The sequence below is a fragment of the Cupriavidus sp. SIMBA_020 genome (assembly GCF_046535395.1).
GTDB lineage: Bacteria > Pseudomonadota > Gammaproteobacteria > Burkholderiales > Burkholderiaceae > Cupriavidus > Cupriavidus campinensis.
In genome coordinates this window covers 53,570-71,483 of sequence record NZ_JAWRWU010000011.1, presented here as the reverse complement: position 1 = coordinate 71,483, position 17,914 = coordinate 53,570, and the positions used below count along the sequence as shown (strand labels likewise).

Genomic DNA, 17,914 nt, shown 5'->3' with positions numbered 1-17,914 from the left:
ACTGACAGCACGGGTGCGCCGTCGGCATCTATATGCACGTGCTGGATCAGCACGGCATCGCTTATAACCAGCCCATGGTGCTCAACGAACGCCAGACCGGCGTGGTGATCGAGGGTGTCATACGTCACAACGAGACCCACACAGAGGGCGGGTTGCTCCGGCTCGCGGTCGACACCCCTGGTTATACGAATGTGGGAGTGCCGGTGGCCAAACTGCTGGGCTTTGACCTGTGCCCCTGGCTGCGAAACCTGTCGGAGCGCAAGCTGTATTTATCACGTGGCCTGCAGGTGGCTGATGGATCGTCGGCCGCCGTGTCTCACGAGACCTCGCTCAAGGCCATTCGTGACCGCTGGGATGGGCAGCTGCGCCTGGCGGCTTCGATTTATTCGGGCCGGGTCAGTGCCATCGTCGCGCGGAAGCGGTTCGGCAGTGCTACCCAGGGCGACCTATGCCACTTCGTACCCGAATAGGTATCGGCAGGCAGAGCTCGGCCATGAACGAACGTTACTACTCGGCCGAGCGTCGGTGAGTGATATCTGCGGCTGGGCCGAAGTCAAAATGGACCGAAGTCGGCCGTTTCGAGACATTGGAAAAAAAGAGCCCCGGCCATCTTACGACGCCGGGGCTGTTCAATAGGCTCACAGAATGATCCCTCTCTCGGGCCGCGAGCATGGTGGGCGCGTACGCCGGAGGCTACTGCTGCGCCAGCGCGACAACGTCGATTACAGCATCTGCTTCGTCGACCAAGTCGGCGGTCTGGGAGATGAAAAATTCCCTCTCGTAGCCGCCGAGACGCAGTACCTCGCGCTTCATCTGCATGAAGGCACGCTTGCGTTCCGGGTCCAGCGGACCATCTGCTTCATCGGTGAACAACGTCTGGAACGGCTGCTGCGCGTCCCCCGCCCGGTACAGGGCGATGCCGCGCGTCAGACATTCATTGATCCAGACCTTTTGGCCTCCACTTAACACGGCAAAATCCTTCGTCGTGCCATTGTCCGCGTCGAGCACGCTGATGGCAAAACCCTCCCGGGCGTCGCCATTGACCAGCTTGGTCTGCGTCTGGATGGCGACCGTGAAGCGTCGTCCATAGCAGGCAAGCAGCAGATCGTTGACCATGGCAGTAATGGCCGGGCCCGCGTCGTCGATCGACAAGGCAATGACGCCGTCGTTCCCCAGGCCCTTGGCCAACAGCTTCCACTGCGAGATCTCATCCGACAAGTGCGACGCCTGAGATTCCAGGCGACCCAGTCCAGCAAGCTCACGCTCGAGCAAACCGCGCTCGATGTCTAGTCCGCTTTGTCGGCGAATTAGCGACTCAATCCGGCCGTCCAGTGCACTGACCGCCTCGCGGCCCGCCGCTATCCGGCGATCGAGATCGGCTACGAGGCCTGTAACATCCGCCACGGCCAGGCTGTCGCGTTCGCGCTGCAGGTTCGCAAGCTGAGTTTCCACGTCCCGAATATCGCGGGCAAGCCGCTCCTTCCGTTCGGATTCCTCCGCCTCCAGCGTGGCAACGTCGCGCTGCGCTGCTTCCAGCCCGGCTGCCGCGACATCAAGCATGGGCTTCTTCGCTGCCAGCCCCGTGAGGCGTTGCAACTCCGAAGAGTCCTGCTCGATCTCCTGGCGCAGCCTGGATACGGCGCTGCGAACATCGTTGAGCTCGGTTAGCGCCTCAGTGAGCTGCTGCAAGGTCTCCTGCTTTGCCTTGTAACTCGTGCGCAGGTTCGTCACCTCGATGACCTGAGTGTCGAACTTGCCTTTGGCTTCCCGCGCCTGCGCCAACAACGGGCAACGATCGTGGATGTCATGGCCAGCACACGGCACTTGGTCCATCACCTCCGTCTGGGCCTTGAGCGTCTTCACCAGCTGCGCAGCAACCGAGCCGCGGGATTCCATCCCCCGCAATTCGCTGGCCAGCGCCGCGTGCTTCGCAGCAACAGGCTCGAGGCCAGCAAGATCCTTCTGCCGGCGCTCAAGCTCGCCGCGCCGGCGACCCAATGACAATTGCACGTCGTCACGCTGCTGCGCCGCCGCCTGGATGGCGTCGGATTGCCCCAATGTCGTGCGATGCCCCTCAGCAAGCCGTTCCAGCTCCCTTCGCCGGGTTACGGCCTTGCTTGCCGCAACACGATCATCGCCGGCCACCTGCTGCCGGCGGCCTGTCAACTCACGATGGCGCTGATCCAACTCGCGCAACCGTGCTTCGGTAACGGCAGAAGCGGCATGCTTGGCTGCCAATGTTGCTCGCTCCTGCTCCATCTTGCTGCCGCTGGCCAACAGTTCGGCACGGTGGGCACGCTCGGCATCAAGACCTTCATCGATCTGCCAGATCTCCGTGGCCATCGCTTTGGCGGTGTTGCGCTTGCCAGCCAGCAAAAGCACGTCACGTTGCAGCGTCTCCAATGCCCGGCTAAGGGCCTTGGCGACGTCGCCAGCCTTGGCCGACAACTCGCGCAGGTGATCGATCCCGAGCAACTCGGCGAGCAGCTTCTTGATCTCGGCGGGCTGATAGCTCGCCAGCGGCCGCCGGTTCTGCGCCGAAAACACGCTCGTGAAGAACGCCTCCGCCGAACCAAGCACCGCTTCGAGGCAACGACCATAGGTTTCCGCCTTGCCATCCGACACGGTTCCGTCAGCCAGCTGCATCGGCTTCCAGTCGTCACCCACCCTCTCGAACAAGTAATACTCTGCCTTGCGGCTCTTGCCCGGATTGCGAAACGCAAATGCCGATCGGTAGACCTTGCCGCCGTGCTCCCATTCCAGGTCCTTCTCCGCGCGCGGAGCGCAGAGGTGGTCCCAGTACGAGAACGCGTCGACCGACATCTTCGACGCGTGGCTCGGCATGATGGGATACGGATGCAGGTTGTCCATGATCGTCGTCTTGCCGGCCCCATTGGGGCCGACAATGGCGATCAGGCCAGCAGGCAAAGTGGACAGGTCAACGGTGACGCTGTCGCGCTGCATACCATCGCGGATCCCGTGGAACCCGGCGAGGGTCAATTTCAGTGGGCGCATTCGGACATCTCCAAGCCGTCGAAGGAATGAAGGTAGTCCGAGGGCACTTCCATGGCGTCATCATCCAGCATCGGCATCTCTGCCGGCGCGGATTCTGCGAGCTCCGGGGACTTACCCTCCAGCTTGCCGACAATGGCCCGTTCCACGGACACACGCGCGGCCGCAAACTGAGAGGTGGCCAGCTTCATAACGGCATTCCAGTCCCCCTCGCCTGTCAGGGCGCGAAGTTCCAGTTCGCTCCATTGCGAAGCGAGTCCGTGAGAGAACGACCAGATGAGGTCCTGCAGCTCCTTGGAAGGCGCCACAGCATAGAAGGTGCTGCCGCCGGGCTCGCCAAGCGCCATCACGAGCATGTGATCTCGCTTGGCGATGACAGCCCCGCGGCCCGCGCCGAACGGCTCGTACAGCGTGCAAGGGGTAAATCCATGGTGATCGGTCAGGCGCTTGGCCATCTCCGAGCGGTTGATAGACGTCTCGTCGACGAACAGCCATTGCGGGCCGGCGTGGTACAAGATCATGTTGCACTCCTCAGGATAGGACGGAGTGCGCCCCAGACGGGAAGCACCCGTCAGGGGTCAATGGAAAGAAATGGATACAGCTAAGTCGATGCGTCTAGGACGCGGGTGAAACCGGGTTTCGACTGCCTCGCGGGCAGTCGGAACATGGCTTGCATGTTCAATGGGTTGGCGTATTGCTACGCAAAAAGATCTTCCATCAGCCACTCCATCCCAGGCGCCGCTGCAGATTGGGCGATGACCGGATGAACCTCCGTGGTCGTCGGCACTGGCGCATCCCGTTCGGGAGGCTCTGAAACCAAGGCCGCCATTTCAGGGATAGGCAACACATCGGCTGTTTCCTGCGGACTATCACCGGATGCCATATCCGCCTGGTCGCGCAAGTGCGCGAGCACGCTATCGGCAATCGACTGTGCGTCAAGCGATTCCAGCACTGCCAGACGTTCCGAGAGCGGTTCGGTCGCCACGCCAGCCAGTTCACCCCACCGCGACAACTTCTCGGGCAGACTGGCCGCACGGCTGATGCCTTCGGCACGGCTGCGTACGGCTGGCAGGACACGGGCTTCGATCTTCAGCTCGGCGCTCTTGCCGAACAGGGCAATGATGGCTTCGCGGTCAACCAGTTGGCGATGCTCTTCATTCACCGTCCAGCGCACGCGCACGAACTTGTCGGCGGCATCCGCCGCGACGGCAGCCAGTGCCTCCATGTCAGGCGGCCCATCGAAGTCCACGCAGATCGTCTCGCGCGCCGGTGTCTCCACCAACTGCGCGGTCGCCTTGCCGGGAACGATGTCCCATTGCAGGTACCCTTTCGCGCCGATCTCACCGTAGTGAAACCGGCCGATGGAGCCCGGATAGGCGATCACCCTGCCCTCACGCTCCCATTGCTGGGCGCGGTGAATATGACCGAGTAGGAAGCCATCGCACTCTGCATCGAATAGCGCGCCGATCCCGAATTCGTGATCGAAGCCCGCCATCGGCACACCGTGCTCCGTCTGGCACCCATTGACCGTGCCATGTGACACACCGACCGTTGCAATCCCCAGGCTGCGGAATCGCGCATTCATCGTGCCGGCCGCCCGAAGATAGGCGGCGAGATGATCTCCCACAGCTGTCGCGGCTTTGGCCACGCCCACCGCTGCTGCCAGCACCGCCTTGTTGACGGTTGGCACGCAGGTGAAGATCACCTTGGGCACGCCGTGCTCGACGCGCAGGGCCTCGAACTCGGTTTCGGTGAAGATCGGCCCTTCCGACGGATGAAACTCGCCGCTACAAAGCGCCACCTGGTGAATCCTGTCCGCTACGTAGACCGGATACTGCGAGCCGATGAGTCGAAAGACGTCCAGCGTGCCGGGCGGCTCGTGACTAAATGTGCCCTGCAGCATGAGAACTGGACAGTAGCCGGTGAGCCGATGGATGCGCCGCGCGAGCGAACCGAGGGCCGGCGTGTGAGCGTCCAGACCGTGATCCGTCGAGTCGCCGGACACCACAGCCACGTGACAGCCAGAGACAATCGCATTTTCGACCGCGAAGCCGAAACACCGGTCCGCTTCGGCGAGGTTGCCGGGCGAGTAATGCAGGTCTGAAAAATGGGCGATCCAGAGCGGATCGCTTTCGTTGGGCATTGTGATACCTCCAAGAGATGTGCCGGCGCATTGCGGCGAGACAAAGAAAAAGGGAAGCCCGCTGGGCTTCCCCTCCAAGGCCGGCACGAGGCTGGCAGGTTATGGAATGACGTCGGCGGCGATGGCCGCCACCTGTTCACGGAACGCGAGCGGATTGGCCAGCGCCGTACGCAGCTCTTGCACGAACTGCCGCACGTCCTGCGGGCGCTTAGTCCAGCCGCGACCAAAGGTCGCAGTGGCAAACGCCTTGAGTTGCAGTGCCCCTTCATCGTTGTCCAGTTTCAAGCGGGCAACGAGGTCGCGGTACTCGCTCTCGAGGTCGTCCTCCTCAGGGGGCGGATCCGTATCGGAGCCCTGCCCCTCCTGCGCAGAGATCTCCGTGACGTCGTCCCTTTCACCACCAGGAGTCCCTTCCAATACGGAAGCGGCTTCGGTGGCGAGTGCCAGTGCGGGCACGGGACGGTCGGATCCGTCCAGCAGTTCCGCGATGTCGATCTCCGCGTCGAGCGTAATCAGCCACTGCATCTGACGCACGGCTTTGCCAGCGTCGTCAATGCGGCTGATCTCCACCTCTTGCTTTGACATCCAGAACTTGACTCCCACCAGCCTCCCACGCGCCATCGCAACGGTCTGCATCGCGGCGTGAGCCTTCTGCAGAACGTAAATCGAGGTGGTGGGCATTTCGATGAGGCCGAGGCCGGGGGCACAGGGGACGGCAAAGAAGAAGCTGGCCGAGAGATTGCATTGCCCGGTCTGATACTGCGGGCACTCTTGCGGGTCGCAGATACCGTCCGGGATGGCGTCGTCCTGTCGCAGGATGACGGAGCGCCCGCCCCATACACGCTTTGCGCGGTTGGCGCGCGCATCGCGAACGGGCGGTGCGTACATCTTGCAATACCGCCTGCCGTCGGGGCCATACTCCGAGAAGTACTGCCGGCCGCTTTGCGTCCACGCCACGAGCTGGTTTGGCATGTTGCTCAGCCAGTCGTCGAACGCGAAGATGACCGGGAAACGCCAAAGGCGATGCCCATTGCCATCGTTGCGGTCCTCGCCGTAGCGCTGCACGATTTCCTCGGCTACAGCTGGGTTAGCGAAGTCCGAGGCGCGGCAGGTGAACCAGGGGACGTTCTTCGGAACGAGCGGCGTCTTGATGCCGGTGACGCGGCTGATCTCGGCCCCAATCCGTTCGAAGCTCTCGCCCCGGGCGAGCATGGCGTCGTGGATCGTGACGGCTTCGGGCCTATCGCGCGCTGCTTTCGTCAGGATCTTGATGCCTGGCCTGATCTTGCCAATGACAGGCGGCCGCATGGGCCGCTCCTCTAGCAGGCTTCGGCGTCCGCCGGGCTCGCTGTAGGTGATGGGTGCATGCATGTGTTCATTCTCCTTTGTTGAAGGAACTGAACGACGTTGGCCCGGATGGACGCAGCATGCTCCCGAAGGCGCAGGGCTGTGTCGGCCCCGCGCTGGGTCGTTACGCGATTAAGGAAGTCCGTTCGTGCGGCTTCCGGAAGACCGGCGACGTAAGCCGCCTCACAAAGTGCGCGCCAGGCCTGCGGCATGTCCTTGTATTCAGGACGTCGCAGGTTCAGCGTTGCCGCGATTGCGGCGGAAATCTCGTTCTGGTGCATGAGCATCTCCTGAGGATCGAGGTCTCTCACCAGAAACCAAAAAAGCCCGCCCCGGTTTGCGCCGGCAGCGAGCTTTGATGTCAGGAACCCGAAATGCCACGCCCCTTCCGGGGGCGTGGCACTCAGGGAGCGGCGCACTATTGTGCGCAGCTCAATGCTGAGGACGTAAAGTCGTCCTCGTGCAGCATGGTCACGCTGCACAACTACCCATTTCGCGAACCCACAGGTTCGGCCGCAGGTTCACGGTCAGCACGACGACGGCCGTTCTGCCTAGGAGGGGCCTGGAGAGAGACGCCACATGGTCCCAGGCTCGAACGGTGTCCCGCATGCGCTCACGAAGAGGCACGACAGAGGACGCGTATTACGGGCTGAACTAGGGAAGTGCTCGGCTAAAACACTTATCACAAGAGAATATCCACACCGATAGCCAATCGGTCGGCGCATGCACGAAGGCACGACTTGTACAAAGAGATGGACTCGCTAGGAGTCAGGGTCGATGCGTCTGTGACGCGAGGTATGGAATGAATTGTGGCACAGATACACCGCGCAAAAAGTCAGAAAGCTCAGCAATTTCGTATGCGTTTCTCGGCTCACTGAGGCGGCGTTGTGACGGAAAATTGCCTACGAGAGAGATCCACATAAGTATGGAAAATGGCCGAATCATCCGACCCCCAATACCGGGGCAGCGGTACCGAGACTGAGTCGCAGGAACCTGACAGCAGTCTTGCACCCCAAGATCCCGTCGCGCACAGCGGACCGAAGCCGATACAGCGGCTGCTCAGCCAGGACCGCGTGTCGCGGATCATCCCGGAAACCGACAGCGGTACTGTGCTCACCTACTGTTCTGATTTCGTACGGGACTTTGTGCGCAGTGACTGGAATTTTTGCACGGCCAAGATGAGCGTGGCCTCCAGGGACAAAATCCTCGCGCTGGACACGCGGTTCCGGGAGGCCAATGCTTGGATGGACGCGAAGCTGGCGTGGTCCAGGTCCTTTCGGCGGCGCAATGTCAGCCTTCGCTACGACAGGCGCGAAGTGGTGGTGACCCACTCCCTCGCCGGCCGCCTTGCACGACTGCTCAATCAGCACGATCAACTCTTCGCGAATGTCCTCGGCGCATATATGGCCCACACCATCGATGACGTGCAGAAGGATGACGCATTGATCGGTGCCGCCCGTCATATCAGCGCTATCCATCGCCTCTGTATCCCTGACAACGACCGGTTTGCGCGCGACGGCAAGCAACCGGACGCCGATTCCTGACAGACTATCCCCCGAGACGCCATGGACATCCAAGACATCGCACGGCTGCACACCAGTTACGCCCAGCCTCCCCTGACCATTGAAATGGCTAGCCCAGGCGGCGCCACCCCAATGCTCGACGGTCCTGCAGCAACCGCCCCGGCCACCGAGGCAACGTCAATATGGAGCCGATTTAGCATCGCACAGCGGCAGGCCATCGCGGTGCTGGTCGTGGCGGCTGTGGCCTTTCCGATCGGCATGTGGACGGCCTCGGGCGGCAAGCATGACAACGCCCCACGGGCTGCAACGGCTCCAGCGGTCGGTCCGCTTAGCGCGGCAGCGAGCACTTCGGATGCCAAGAGCCACGAATGGCCGTCCAAGGACACGCCCGAGGCCCCTGCTCCTTCGGCGATGGTAGCGGCTTCTCTTCCCGCAGCGCCGGCATCCTCGGCACCCGTCCTCGCGCTGCCGCAGCCAGGTTCCGAGGCATCCTCTGCTACGGCCGATTCGTCTGCCATCCCAGGTGCCACGCCGGCTAAGCAGCCAAACAAGCCAGCAGCTAAAGCCCCCGCTCAGACGGCCGCGAAGCCGGTTCCGGCGCCGGCCGCGATGGTACCTGCGCAAACCGCCCACGCTCCGGAGCCGCGGCGAAACAACGAGATCAAACTCTTCTGACAGCCGATGACCACAGCACACTTTAGCCTTATTCAAGCGGGGCTCAGCATTCACGGGGATGTGGCTTCCGACCATGGCATTAGCTGCTTCGGTCTGGTGGGCGGCGACCTGCGCTCGGCTCACGGACTGGTGCACGTCGGCCCGGAGGGATTGATTCGCGGTACAGTAGAAGGCGACCATGTCCTGATCGACGGGACCGTGGAAGGCGATGTCGCGGCCCGCGTCTCGCTGCACATCAACGGCAAGGTAAAAGGCAGAATCGCCTACGCCGGCACCATCCGCCTGGGCCCCAACGCAGCGCTGGAAGGCACGATTGCACGGATCGCCGGGATTTCCTACGACGCGCACACGACGCCGGGGCAATCTGCCGAACCGGCCGCGGCAGGCTCCAACATGTGAGCATGCTCAGGCTATTTCCGCAGTAAGCTCACATAAAACCCTACTGTTATTGGGTCGCGAGCAAAGAAAAAGGCCCGACGATTCGCTCGTCGGGCCTTTTTTCATGGTGGCGTCGCGGGCCTCAAGCTGACGATCTCCTCGATCGTTAACAGCTTGGGAAGTGTCAACCACGGGCCTCTACGGCCGGTCGCGTCAACAAAAGCCACGATGGGCAGGCGCTCATCAATACGGCATTCAAACACCCGTATGCCGCGGTCGGGATCCGTGATGACGTACCGACGTCCATGCTGGAGCAGAAACGTCAAATCTCTCTGCCGGATAATGATGCCGGCCGATGCGATATTTGCTGGCAACGCCATGCAGGTAAGCCAGTCATCGAAGGACAACTGAGTCCGTCCCGATCTGGCTTCTGCGGTCCATTCGTATATGCGTCGAACCAATCCCTTGCGCGGTAGGTGATCGATGTCGACTTCCAAGGGGGCTGAGTTCAAGCGAAGCTCCTTGGTTGCCTCGCGCCCTCTCCAGAACAATGGCAACCACTCCCAACTCCAGGTGAGCTGGTCTAACAACAATGACCAACACCGTTGCCAGCAAGCTAACAATGGGCATGCGTTGAACGAGTTCTTCGAGAGGGATTTGCATGTGCAACCAAAAAAAAAAGCCCCGGACTTAGCCGGGGCATGCGCCTGAAACGACCACTTCAGTACCTTTCATCGGCACATTTGGTCGTCGCTTAAGGCGGTCTAGAGTACAAACACTGATGTTGCTACGCAGCAAGCTCGAGCGCTTCGTCCCATGCACGCTGCTTGAGAACTGCGCCCGCGCCGAACCATGCGGAGTGCAGGCGGTTCCCATCGTTACGGGCACGCTGCTGGTGGTCGACGTACTCCGTGACACTGTTCAGCAGCCCCCACGCGGTTCCCGAGGCCGATTGCAGCGAGGCGCCGCGCCCGTTGCCTTCGAAGAGGTTCATGACCGACTTGAAGCCTCGTTCATTCATCCTGTCCGTCGTCTGGGCACCACGCTTGTCGGCCCACGAGTACGTGAACAGACGCTGGAAGAAGCGCTCGGTTTCGGCTTGCGTGACCTTGCGGTCCGCGAGCTGCTGCATGCTCGCCTTGAAGGTGTCCCACGACGAGATCGCGATGCCGAGTTCCTCCTTTACCGCGCGCGGATCGAACTGGCTGCGGTGCGGCACCTTCGCGGCGCCGCGATTGCGGCCGACGGCAATCTGCAACGTGTTGTTGCAGACCACGCGCACCGAGGTGAACTGGGCCGTGGTGGCCAGCGTGCCATCGCAGGCCGTGGCCAGCAGCAGATAGCCCCGGACTTCATCCCCGCCGGCGAGCGTCGCAGACTGCCCGGTGCGCGCGAGCGCCCAAAGCTTGCGGCCCTCTTTAAGCACGCCAGCGGTTTCCAGCTGGTAGCCACCGACCTCCGTGAGGTCGCGGTAGAAGCCCAGGATTTCTGCCGGCTGAACGACCTGATACTTCTTCGACACGGTCGACAACGGCTTCTTGTTGTCCGACCGGTAGAGAACCTTCTGCTCAGGAAACGACTGGATCGGATCCAGATCGTGCGAGCCGACCCGGAACATGACGTCGGTCTCCTCGATCTGCCAGTTCATGCCGGCAGCTTCAGCCCAGACGCCAATTGGTTGATTGGCTTCCAGACGATTTCCCAGGCCGTGCCAGGGGGTCGCGCCAACATAGGCCATGGTTTGAACGAGATGGGACATCGATTACTCCTAAATGGAATGGGCGAGCGCCGCCGTAGGCGGCAACTCACGATGGAAATGAAGGAAAGGACGCCGAGCGGACGCCCGGATGGGGTGAAATGACGCGCGCCATCGCCTGCGGCGACAGACGTTGCGCCGAATGGCTACAGCAAAAATGCGTGCATAGGGGCGTAAAAAGCCCACGGAGCCGTCCCATCAGGGAGCAGTCCCTGTGGGAGGTTTCAAGAAGTGGCCGGCGTGCCGGCGTTGGGGTCGATGCGTCGGAAGACGCGGACAAACTGTGTTTGGACTGAATCTGTTTCAGTACGAACACCGCTCATCGGTGTAGACAAAGACTAGCGCGAGCATCCTCGCCGTGGCGGCATGAAAGCTCACCATTTCGATAGCTGTTTCGAAAGGAATCCCCCGGCCTAGGCCGGGGGGAACATTAAACAGTCGCTGCCTGCTGAGAAAGCCGGGCGCGGGCATAAGCCAGCGTGCCGTCCTTCGCGCGAAGCGGTCGGGAGGCCCTATGTGACGGATTGTGAATCCAGTACCGCCGCGCAGCGCCCCGCGAACTTTCCTGCAACTGCGAGAAGCCGGCTGCGATGCAGAAATCGACGTACTCGCGCCCGTTCATCACCTGGCCCGTCTCGATCTTGATCCGTGCGCACTCCGCTTGCTTGCGAGCATCCTCAAATTCGCGCGCTGCGCCCGCTTGTACCTTCGCGATCGCTGCGCGGGATTCCCAGGCCGCCTGCTCGTCCGCCGAGAAGTTGCACATCTCGAAGATCCGCCGTCTGCGTTGCGAAGCAGTGCACTGGATCAGGTCCACGCCGATTACCTCACGCAATGCGCGCTTGGAGTCGACGTTCCAATCCTTCGCAGTGTCGAAGACATGCAGCAGCTGCGCCACGTTTCGCTCCAGTACCGACAGCGCTACCTTGTTGGCCCAATCGAAACCGGCCGTTGCGCGTGCGTGCGCGGCGCGCCGGGAGATTTCGTCCAAGTGGCGTTGCGTGATGTGCATCGCTTCCCGATCGGCCGTCGCCTTGCGCACGGCTTCGGTGAACTGGCGCTCGGTGATCAGTTGGTGGATCCGCTGGGCAAGCGGCGATATCGCCGTCGCAGAATCGCCAATGGGCGCCCTGGGCGCCGCCACCGTATGCGGCGGCAGCACGCCGGCAGCGTACAGCGCGTCGTCGACTTGCACCGCCGTGGCGTTGGCCGGGAGATGGCGCACGATCCCAACGAGCTTCGGCGTGTTCTGATGGTCAATCGCCAGCTTTGCGTGCCGCATGACATTGCACAGCGCTTGGGTCTGGTCAGGCGTCAGCGCACCCCGCAATGACGGCACGGCGATCAGCGTGTGCATCCATTGCAGGTCGTGCTGGCCGTACCGCTCGTTGCCCCGGTACGTGTTCAGTACGCATTCGCGCAGCTTCTCGCCACGCAGCAAGGCGTAGGCGACGTGCACCTCATGCCGGCAATTGGGAATCTGGCCCGCTGCGTAAAGCGGCCCATTTGTCCCGTACCCGAATCGACGTTGAAACTCCGATTCGACGTAGGAAACCATGTCGAACGGCCCGGTGTCCTCGAACAAATCTTTCGTGTGAAAGAGTGGGCCCGCGTCAGCCTGGCCAAGCTCGATCACCTGTTCCGGGAAGTAGCCGAGGCGGCCTGCAACCATGACGGCCCCCCATGAGGCACGGCTCATCTCGTGGGGACGCAGTACCTTGCCGTCGACGCGCACAATGAAACGGTCAACCTCGTCGATGATCTGCGCGAGGACCGACCGGGCGGTGCCCTCGGGCCTGACGCCGATAGTCCCAGCGGAGAGGCGCACCAACGGGATGGCGCCCCGCTCGACGTGCCGCACCGTCGTCTCCTCGAGACGAGGCCCCGTGCTTTCGCGGTCCCCGTTGAGCAGATACAAGACACCGGCCAGCGTCGTCGCGGTCTCCGCGCGCTGGCCAAACGATACAACGTACATAGGAGCTCCTGAAGGGAGCGCCACCCCATCCGGGGACAGCGCCCCGGAATGGGTAGAAGGATTGTTCAGACAGGCTCGGCTGTCAGGCGCATGCGGCCGCCCTCGCCTTGCGGCAAGGCACCGAGGCGTGGATTCGTTCAACAGCTGCGAGCAGCTCGGGATCGACGATGCGCCAAACCTCGCCGCGGCCAAGGCCGACCTGGTTCCAGCGCCCTGTGGGCGCGAACTTGCCGGTGGCCAGCAGCGCCGCCTTGAGTTCGGCGGGCAGGTTCCAGTCGGCCGAAACGAGAATCTCGTCCGAAGCAAGATCGATATGGGGAACGTTCACGGTGAGGGTGCCGTATGGCATGCCGTCATCCGCGCACAGCAGCGTGAAGGCCGGCCGACGGTTTGTCGCGTAGACGCTCGTCTGCAGTTTCACGCCAGCGGGATAGCTGGCCAGGCCTGCGCCGTAGATGGTCTGATCCATGGGGAAACTCCGATTAATGGGAGTCGCCCCACCGGGACGACGCCCGGATGGGGATAGAAAAGAAAAAACGCACCTCAAGGGTGCGTTCAAGCGGTGAGCCGGGAATCGGCTCCTGAGAATGGAAGGCTAGTCCTTGTGGATGCGACGGCCGTTGCGGTCAGCCCACAGCATGTATGCCGCGATCAGCAAGCCCAGCAACAGTACATATGGTCCAAACATCACTTTTCTCCTTTAGAGAGGACAGCGCCCACGGCAAATAATACAACACCAAAGGCGAGAAGGCTCGCGCAGTTGACGACGGAGGTGGCGGTCCAGCCAGGAACGCCGGCACCATATCCAACTGCGCCTACAACGGCCGAGACCGACAACGTATGGCAATAGCGGCCGTGTTGCAGCCGCTGATCCTTCGTCGGCGCAACAACCGAGGATTTCAACTCGTGCAGGAACCCGGGACGCGTGCCGAGCAAACGATCGACCCGATAGACGCCACTGCTTTCACGCACCAGCGGATACTCGAAGCCGCGCTCGACGAGCAGGAGGATGTGTTCATCGCCGTTACCGCCGATCTGCTCAACCAACGAGGCGATGCGAGCTGGCAGCGCAACTATGCCCTGACTGCCTTCATAGCGTACCGAGCTGGAGACCTCGACACCGTTCGTAGAGCGAAATACGACTTTCGCAATTCGCGACATCGTTATCTCCTCAACCGCGCCGGCCAGCCACCACGCGCAACGTGGTGACCAGGTCGGCATAGCCTTGATCGGTGGCGAGCGAAGCAACGCTGATCGAATTGTCGCGTCCCCCAGTCAGGTCGCTGCGGCCACGGCACGTCCGATAGGACATGCTCACGCCGCCCTCAGGGCCAGCGGGATGTTGGATTTCCACCAGCAATGAATCGGTTTGCAAGGCAAACACATTGACATCGCGGCGACGCTGGCGATGCTCCCGGATCGTGAAATCGCGCGGGCTCAAGGCCATGTCACCAGCGAAACCGCGCAAGATGCGGCAAGCATCTCGGCGGATCGCGTGGCAGGCTGCGGAGTCGGTCGGTTGGTGCCGACGGATAAAGGATTTGGGAAGTTTCATGGAAGTCCTCGATATGGACGGGACATCCCTTCCCTGCGGGACGAGTGTCCCAGCTGGGTTGGTGGTCCGGGCGATGCCGGACAGGGGTCGATGCGTCAGTGACGCGGGTGAAAGCGACTTGCCAAAGCCTAGGGGCTTGGGCAAGCCCTCTCGGGCTTGAAAGCTGCGATGTCAGGTGACATCGAGCATTTTGGTGATCGCGCGAACGAGATCCCAGCCATGCTGCTGGGACAACGTCTTGCCGGTCAGAAGCTTCTGCAGCGCTGTCGTGCGGTTTGGCGCATCACCGGCATAGCCTATGTGGTCGACATAGACGATCCAGCCTTCGGACGATCCTCTCTGCAGATAGACTGCCAGACGATCGCGTGCGCCGAGTTCCGGCCACGGCCGATCCGGCTTCGGGCCATACATTGCCTCGTTGTCATCTTCAGGAAAGTTGGCGGAATCAAGCCATTCCGGTTCCAATTCGGTACCGCGCAGGCTCGCGGCATACTGCTCCACTACCTCGGCGATCGTTTTACCCTTAGTAAGGACAGGAGAGAATTTAGGGTGCGTATGTGCCACTGTCGGCATAAAAGGCTCCGATGGACGCACGAAGCCCCGCACGGGGTTCCGTGCGGGGAAGTGAAGGAATTTGGGGAACCGAGTGGAACCCAATCAACGAGTCAGACGATAGCCACCAGCGGCAGACACGAGGAACAACCGCTCGCCCGAGACGAACTGCTGGTCTGCGTCCTGCGTAACAACGACCTGGCGGCCGTCATCCTTGCGGACGATCACCTCCACGCCGTTGCGGCGGTTCATCTGGCTGGCAACCGTCTGTGCCAGAACGGCGGAGACGGTTCCCGACATGGCGCCGGCAATGTAGCGGCCGTTGCCACCACCGATGACTCGCGCACCGAGCAAACCGCCCACAACAGCTCCAACGACGCCGGGGATGCCGCTGTTGGCGGAGGTGTAGCCATCACTGTCAACGATCGCGACCGAACGGACACGGACGACGGTGACAGCCTCGACGCTACCGGTACGCAGCGCTTCCGAACTGCGATAGGCGTTCGGAGACGTCTGCTGGGCAGCGCAGCCGGCAAAAATGAAGCAGGAAAGGAAAAGCGAAGCGATACGCTTGAACATGATGGCCTCTGGAAAAGAAAAAGGGCCAACATGCCCACGGGCAGGAAGGCCCGTGGTGGGAGAAAATCAGATGTCCGGCTATACAACCGGAAGTGTCGATGCGTCTGAGACGCGGAAGGTGCTGCAATGTTAGCAGCACGTCGTCGTTTGGGAAAGTCCTGCACGATAGGAAGCTGCAACAACGCGAACCAGAGCGGGACCGGAAAACTGACATTCCTTGTCGAAATAAAAGGCGTGACGACAAGGTTGCGTGGTTCAGATGGTAAACAGCTGTTATGCAAACGCAGGTCAACTCATTAGTGCGCTATCAGAATCCATAATTCGTACGCTAGCGCACCGACTGTAAGATTGTTCTGAAGAAAACATCAAGAAGGCATTGGAAGAACCAGTTACCGTGGCCGTCGCGTTGCGGTGCTCGACAAAATCCACAAACAAATAAGAGGCACGCCATGGGAAGTGAAGCCAGCGCCGAGACCCATACTGTGAGTCCTGAAGAAATTGCGAAACTTTGGATGAGCGAAAACGCGGTAGTGAACCAGAAGACTAATTATCTGCTTACCGCCACCGCGTTTTTATCGGCAGTGTTTGGTGTCGCGCTGGTCGAAGGCGCTAGCGTCCGGCCAGCAGCCTATGTCGTAGTTGTGTGTGGCATCATTTTTACAAGTCTGATGCTGTCCTCCATTACGCGTACCTGTGTTTATCGAGAGCATCTGCGCAAGGCTTTGACCAGCCGCTCAAATGACTACCGGCGCCTACTCACGCCGGAAGACTTTCCCTTGTACGCAATAAGGTCGTCGGTGGTATTAAAGCTGCTGCCGGGTGTACTCCTTGTAGTTTGGGTAGTTCTCTTGGTACATCTCGTCAGTCTCGATATGCGCCACTAAGCCTTACCCAAGGTAACCCCATTCCTATTTTGTAGGGAAGCAAATGGCGAAGGGCGAAAAAAAACACCCCCGAAAGCTCGGGGGTGGCTGTCTAAACAGAGGCGAGCGGGCGGGCCTTGCCGCGCGATTTCGACGCGCCGGGCGCGTAACCAAATCGCGCCCAGGCCGCCGGGTCGACAGGCAGCGCCGTGGTCCGACCGATTGCCAGATTCACGAAACTCCCGCAGTACGTCAGGGTGCCGGTGCGGAACAGCGTCCAGAGCAGGTTGTAGGCTTGCACCGCAATCGCCTGGTTGATGACCAACGACTGCTTCTGCAGTGCATCAGCCATCGAGCAGGACGGCGCGGTGTCAACCTTGTCGCCTTTCGGATCCATGAGCTCCGGATACAAGTCGCCCACGTGAGGCAACCGTTGCCCGGCCTTGCCACGGACCTGACCCAGGATCACCTGACCACTATCGGACTCGTTCCCGCAGTCCAGATAGTAGCCGCCGGTGCCCCGCTTCATCGCCCCAAGGATCGCCTTGCGGGCGCGCCGCGTGTCAACGCAGCCGATCACCATGTCGCAGACGAAGCGATCATCGCTGCCAACCTTTCGGGTCTGCGCTTCCCAGCGTGTCCCCATCAGATTGTTTAGCCGGTTCACGATCAACGAGGCCTTGTACTGGCCCACGTCGACGGGATAAAAGCCCTGGCGGCCGACATTGGTCTCGCTGACCGTGTCGTCATCGTAGACTGTGCAGTCAATGCCGCCGGGGTGGCCCAGCTCGAGCATGGCATGGTGCAGCCGCGCCAGATTTGGCAGCAACGCGCTGCCGGTACCACCGGCACCGACAACCGCCACCTTCCAGGCCCGGCTCATCATGCCAGCGGGGATACGGTGCTCGAAGGTCATGCCAGCACCTCCTCGCGCGCCGCCGCATACCATTCGCTGGGCACGTTCTCGACGGTCTCGAAGATTCCCTTGGCACAGAGCCGCAGCGCCATGGAGGGCATCATGGCCGCACAGTTGCCGATCACAAACGCGAACTTCACGTCATGGCAATCGTCCGCGTCATCCGCTGCGGAGAAGAAGGCCGGATGGCACCCGTGCGAATGGCAGTCAACTACCAGCACGTCGTCACCGGCCAGAACGGGGCGCTCATACTTCAGGTGCCCGCCGCTGTGCTCCAGGATACTCACCGGGATCAGCCGGAACGCCGCGCTAGCGGCATTCCAGACGATCCAGGCGCCGGTTTCCTTCGGATGCGCGGCCCGCGCCATCGCGGCAAACTCGCCGATCAGATGAGCCGGTACGCGCCCGCAGTGCAGTTCGGTGGCTGCCTCCGCCTCACCATACGGAATAGCTGTGCGATGTTGGAAACCGCCGAGCCGTCGCACCACGCGAAGCCAAGGCCGCGCGATCTCCAGGAAGATGCCGTTGGCCGCAATGAGCAGACGCTCACCGGGCCTCTCCATCGCGGCAAGGGGGCCGTGACGCGGCACCATGACCGACGGAAAGGACTGCTGCAGGGCAATGTCTGCAAGATGCATGA

General features: G+C 61.6%; 20 protein-coding genes. 5 read left to right on the top strand and 15 right to left on the bottom strand.

Annotated elements, in window-relative coordinates:
• Window positions 1-26 precede the first annotated feature (26 nt).
• Complete coding sequence (locus SB751_RS20210) at window positions 27-470, top strand: Tn3 family transposase (RefSeq protein ID WP_410748507.1); 444 nt, start codon at window positions 27-29, stop codon at window positions 468-470.
• Between the two features lie 223 nt (window positions 471-693).
• Here the strand turns inward: SB751_RS20210 and SB751_RS20205 are convergent, their stop codons facing one another.
• The 5 genes from SB751_RS20205 to SB751_RS20185 form a co-directional block, all read right to left on the bottom strand.
• Window positions 694-3,015, bottom strand: coding sequence for an AAA family ATPase (locus SB751_RS20205; protein ID WP_410748382.1), 2,322 nt, complete (start codon window positions 3,013-3,015; stop codon window positions 694-696).
• The gene (locus tag SB751_RS20200) at window positions 3,003-3,533 is read right to left on the bottom strand and encodes a hypothetical protein (protein WP_410748381.1); all 531 of its coding nucleotides are present in this window, start codon (window positions 3,531-3,533) and stop codon (window positions 3,003-3,005) included. Before SB751_RS20200 ends, SB751_RS20205 begins: the two co-directional genes overlap by 13 nt.
• Window positions 3,534-3,709: 176 nt before the next feature.
• Window positions 3,710-5,155, bottom strand: coding sequence for a metallophosphoesterase family protein (locus tag SB751_RS20195; RefSeq protein ID WP_410748380.1), 1,446 nt, complete (start codon window positions 5,153-5,155; stop codon window positions 3,710-3,712).
• Window positions 5,156-5,254: 99 nt separating this feature from the next.
• Window positions 5,255-6,526 (bottom strand): hypothetical protein, encoded by a 1,272-nt coding sequence (locus tag SB751_RS20190; protein WP_410748379.1) that lies wholly within the window; start codon window positions 6,524-6,526, stop codon window positions 5,255-5,257.
• Window positions 6,475-6,783 (bottom strand): hypothetical protein, encoded by a 309-nt coding sequence (locus tag SB751_RS20185; protein WP_410748378.1) that lies wholly within the window; start codon window positions 6,781-6,783, stop codon window positions 6,475-6,477. The genes SB751_RS20190 and SB751_RS20185 overlap by 52 nt, the downstream gene beginning before the upstream one ends.
• Before the next feature lie 651 nt (window positions 6,784-7,434).
• Between SB751_RS20185 and SB751_RS20180 the strand changes: the two genes are divergently transcribed.
• Genes SB751_RS20180 through SB751_RS20170 form a run of 3 tightly spaced genes read left to right on the top strand, consistent with a single transcriptional unit; the run spans window position 7,435 to window position 9,099 of the window.
• On the top strand, window positions 7,435-8,046 hold the full coding sequence (locus SB751_RS20180; protein ID WP_410748377.1) for a hypothetical protein: 612 nt from the start codon (window positions 7,435-7,437) through the stop codon (window positions 8,044-8,046).
• A gap of 21 nt (window positions 8,047-8,067) precedes the next feature.
• On the top strand, window positions 8,068-8,700 hold the full coding sequence (locus tag SB751_RS20175; RefSeq protein ID WP_410748376.1) for a hypothetical protein: 633 nt from the start codon (window positions 8,068-8,070) through the stop codon (window positions 8,698-8,700).
• Window positions 8,701-8,706: 6 nt separating this feature from the next.
• Complete coding sequence (locus tag SB751_RS20170; RefSeq protein ID WP_410748375.1) at window positions 8,707-9,099, top strand: bactofilin family protein; 393 nt, start codon at window positions 8,707-8,709, stop codon at window positions 9,097-9,099.
• Between the two features lie 101 nt (window positions 9,100-9,200).
• Here SB751_RS20170 and SB751_RS20165 read toward each other — a convergent pair whose 3' ends face one another.
• From SB751_RS20165 to SB751_RS20130, 8 genes are all read right to left on the bottom strand, one after another.
• Complete coding sequence (locus SB751_RS20165; RefSeq protein WP_410748374.1) at window positions 9,201-9,590, bottom strand: hypothetical protein; 390 nt, start codon at window positions 9,588-9,590, stop codon at window positions 9,201-9,203.
• A gap of 275 nt (window positions 9,591-9,865) precedes the next feature.
• Window positions 9,866-10,837, bottom strand: a complete 972-nt coding sequence (locus SB751_RS20160) for a DUF932 domain-containing protein (RefSeq protein WP_410748373.1) — start codon at window positions 10,835-10,837, stop codon at window positions 9,866-9,868.
• Between the two features lie 427 nt (window positions 10,838-11,264).
• Window positions 11,265-12,809 (bottom strand): hypothetical protein, encoded by a 1,545-nt coding sequence (locus tag SB751_RS20155; protein ID WP_410748372.1) that lies wholly within the window; start codon window positions 12,807-12,809, stop codon window positions 11,265-11,267.
• An 82-nt stretch (window positions 12,810-12,891) separates the two neighbouring features.
• Window positions 12,892-13,278, bottom strand: a complete 387-nt coding sequence (locus SB751_RS20150) for a hypothetical protein (RefSeq protein WP_410748371.1) — start codon at window positions 13,276-13,278, stop codon at window positions 12,892-12,894.
• Window positions 13,279-13,496: 218 nt separating this feature from the next.
• Window positions 13,497-13,970: a hypothetical protein gene (locus SB751_RS20145; RefSeq protein ID WP_410748370.1), complete on the bottom strand. Its 474-nt coding sequence runs from the start codon at window positions 13,968-13,970 to the stop codon at window positions 13,497-13,499.
• A gap of 10 nt (window positions 13,971-13,980) precedes the next feature.
• Window positions 13,981-14,364 carry a hypothetical protein gene (locus SB751_RS20140; protein WP_410748369.1) on the bottom strand — a complete coding sequence of 128 codons (384 nt, stop codon included), beginning with the start codon at window positions 14,362-14,364 and terminating at the stop codon, window positions 13,981-13,983.
• 171 nt (window positions 14,365-14,535) lie between these two features.
• On the bottom strand, window positions 14,536-14,937 hold the full coding sequence (locus SB751_RS20135) for a hypothetical protein (RefSeq protein ID WP_410748368.1): 402 nt from the start codon (window positions 14,935-14,937) through the stop codon (window positions 14,536-14,538).
• An 84-nt stretch (window positions 14,938-15,021) separates the two neighbouring features.
• On the bottom strand, window positions 15,022-15,495 hold the full coding sequence (locus tag SB751_RS20130) for a glycine zipper 2TM domain-containing protein (RefSeq protein WP_410748367.1): 474 nt from the start codon (window positions 15,493-15,495) through the stop codon (window positions 15,022-15,024).
• A gap of 449 nt (window positions 15,496-15,944) precedes the next feature.
• Here SB751_RS20130 and SB751_RS20125 point away from each other — a divergent pair, with 449 nt between their 5' ends.
• A complete protein-coding gene (locus SB751_RS20125) occupies window positions 15,945-16,379 on the top strand; it encodes a hypothetical protein (RefSeq protein ID WP_410748366.1) in 435 nt (144 codons plus the stop codon).
• 91 nt (window positions 16,380-16,470) lie between these two features.
• Here SB751_RS20125 and SB751_RS20120 read toward each other — a convergent pair whose 3' ends face one another.
• Window positions 16,471-17,274 carry a PRTRC system ThiF family protein gene (locus SB751_RS20120; RefSeq protein WP_410748365.1) on the bottom strand — a complete coding sequence of 268 codons (804 nt, stop codon included), beginning with the start codon at window positions 17,272-17,274 and terminating at the stop codon, window positions 16,471-16,473.
• Window positions 17,271-17,912 carry a PRTRC system protein A gene (locus SB751_RS20115; protein WP_410748364.1) on the bottom strand — a complete coding sequence of 214 codons (642 nt, stop codon included), beginning with the start codon at window positions 17,910-17,912 and terminating at the stop codon, window positions 17,271-17,273. Before SB751_RS20115 ends, SB751_RS20120 begins: the two co-directional genes overlap by 4 nt.
• Window positions 17,913-17,914 lie beyond the last annotated feature (2 nt).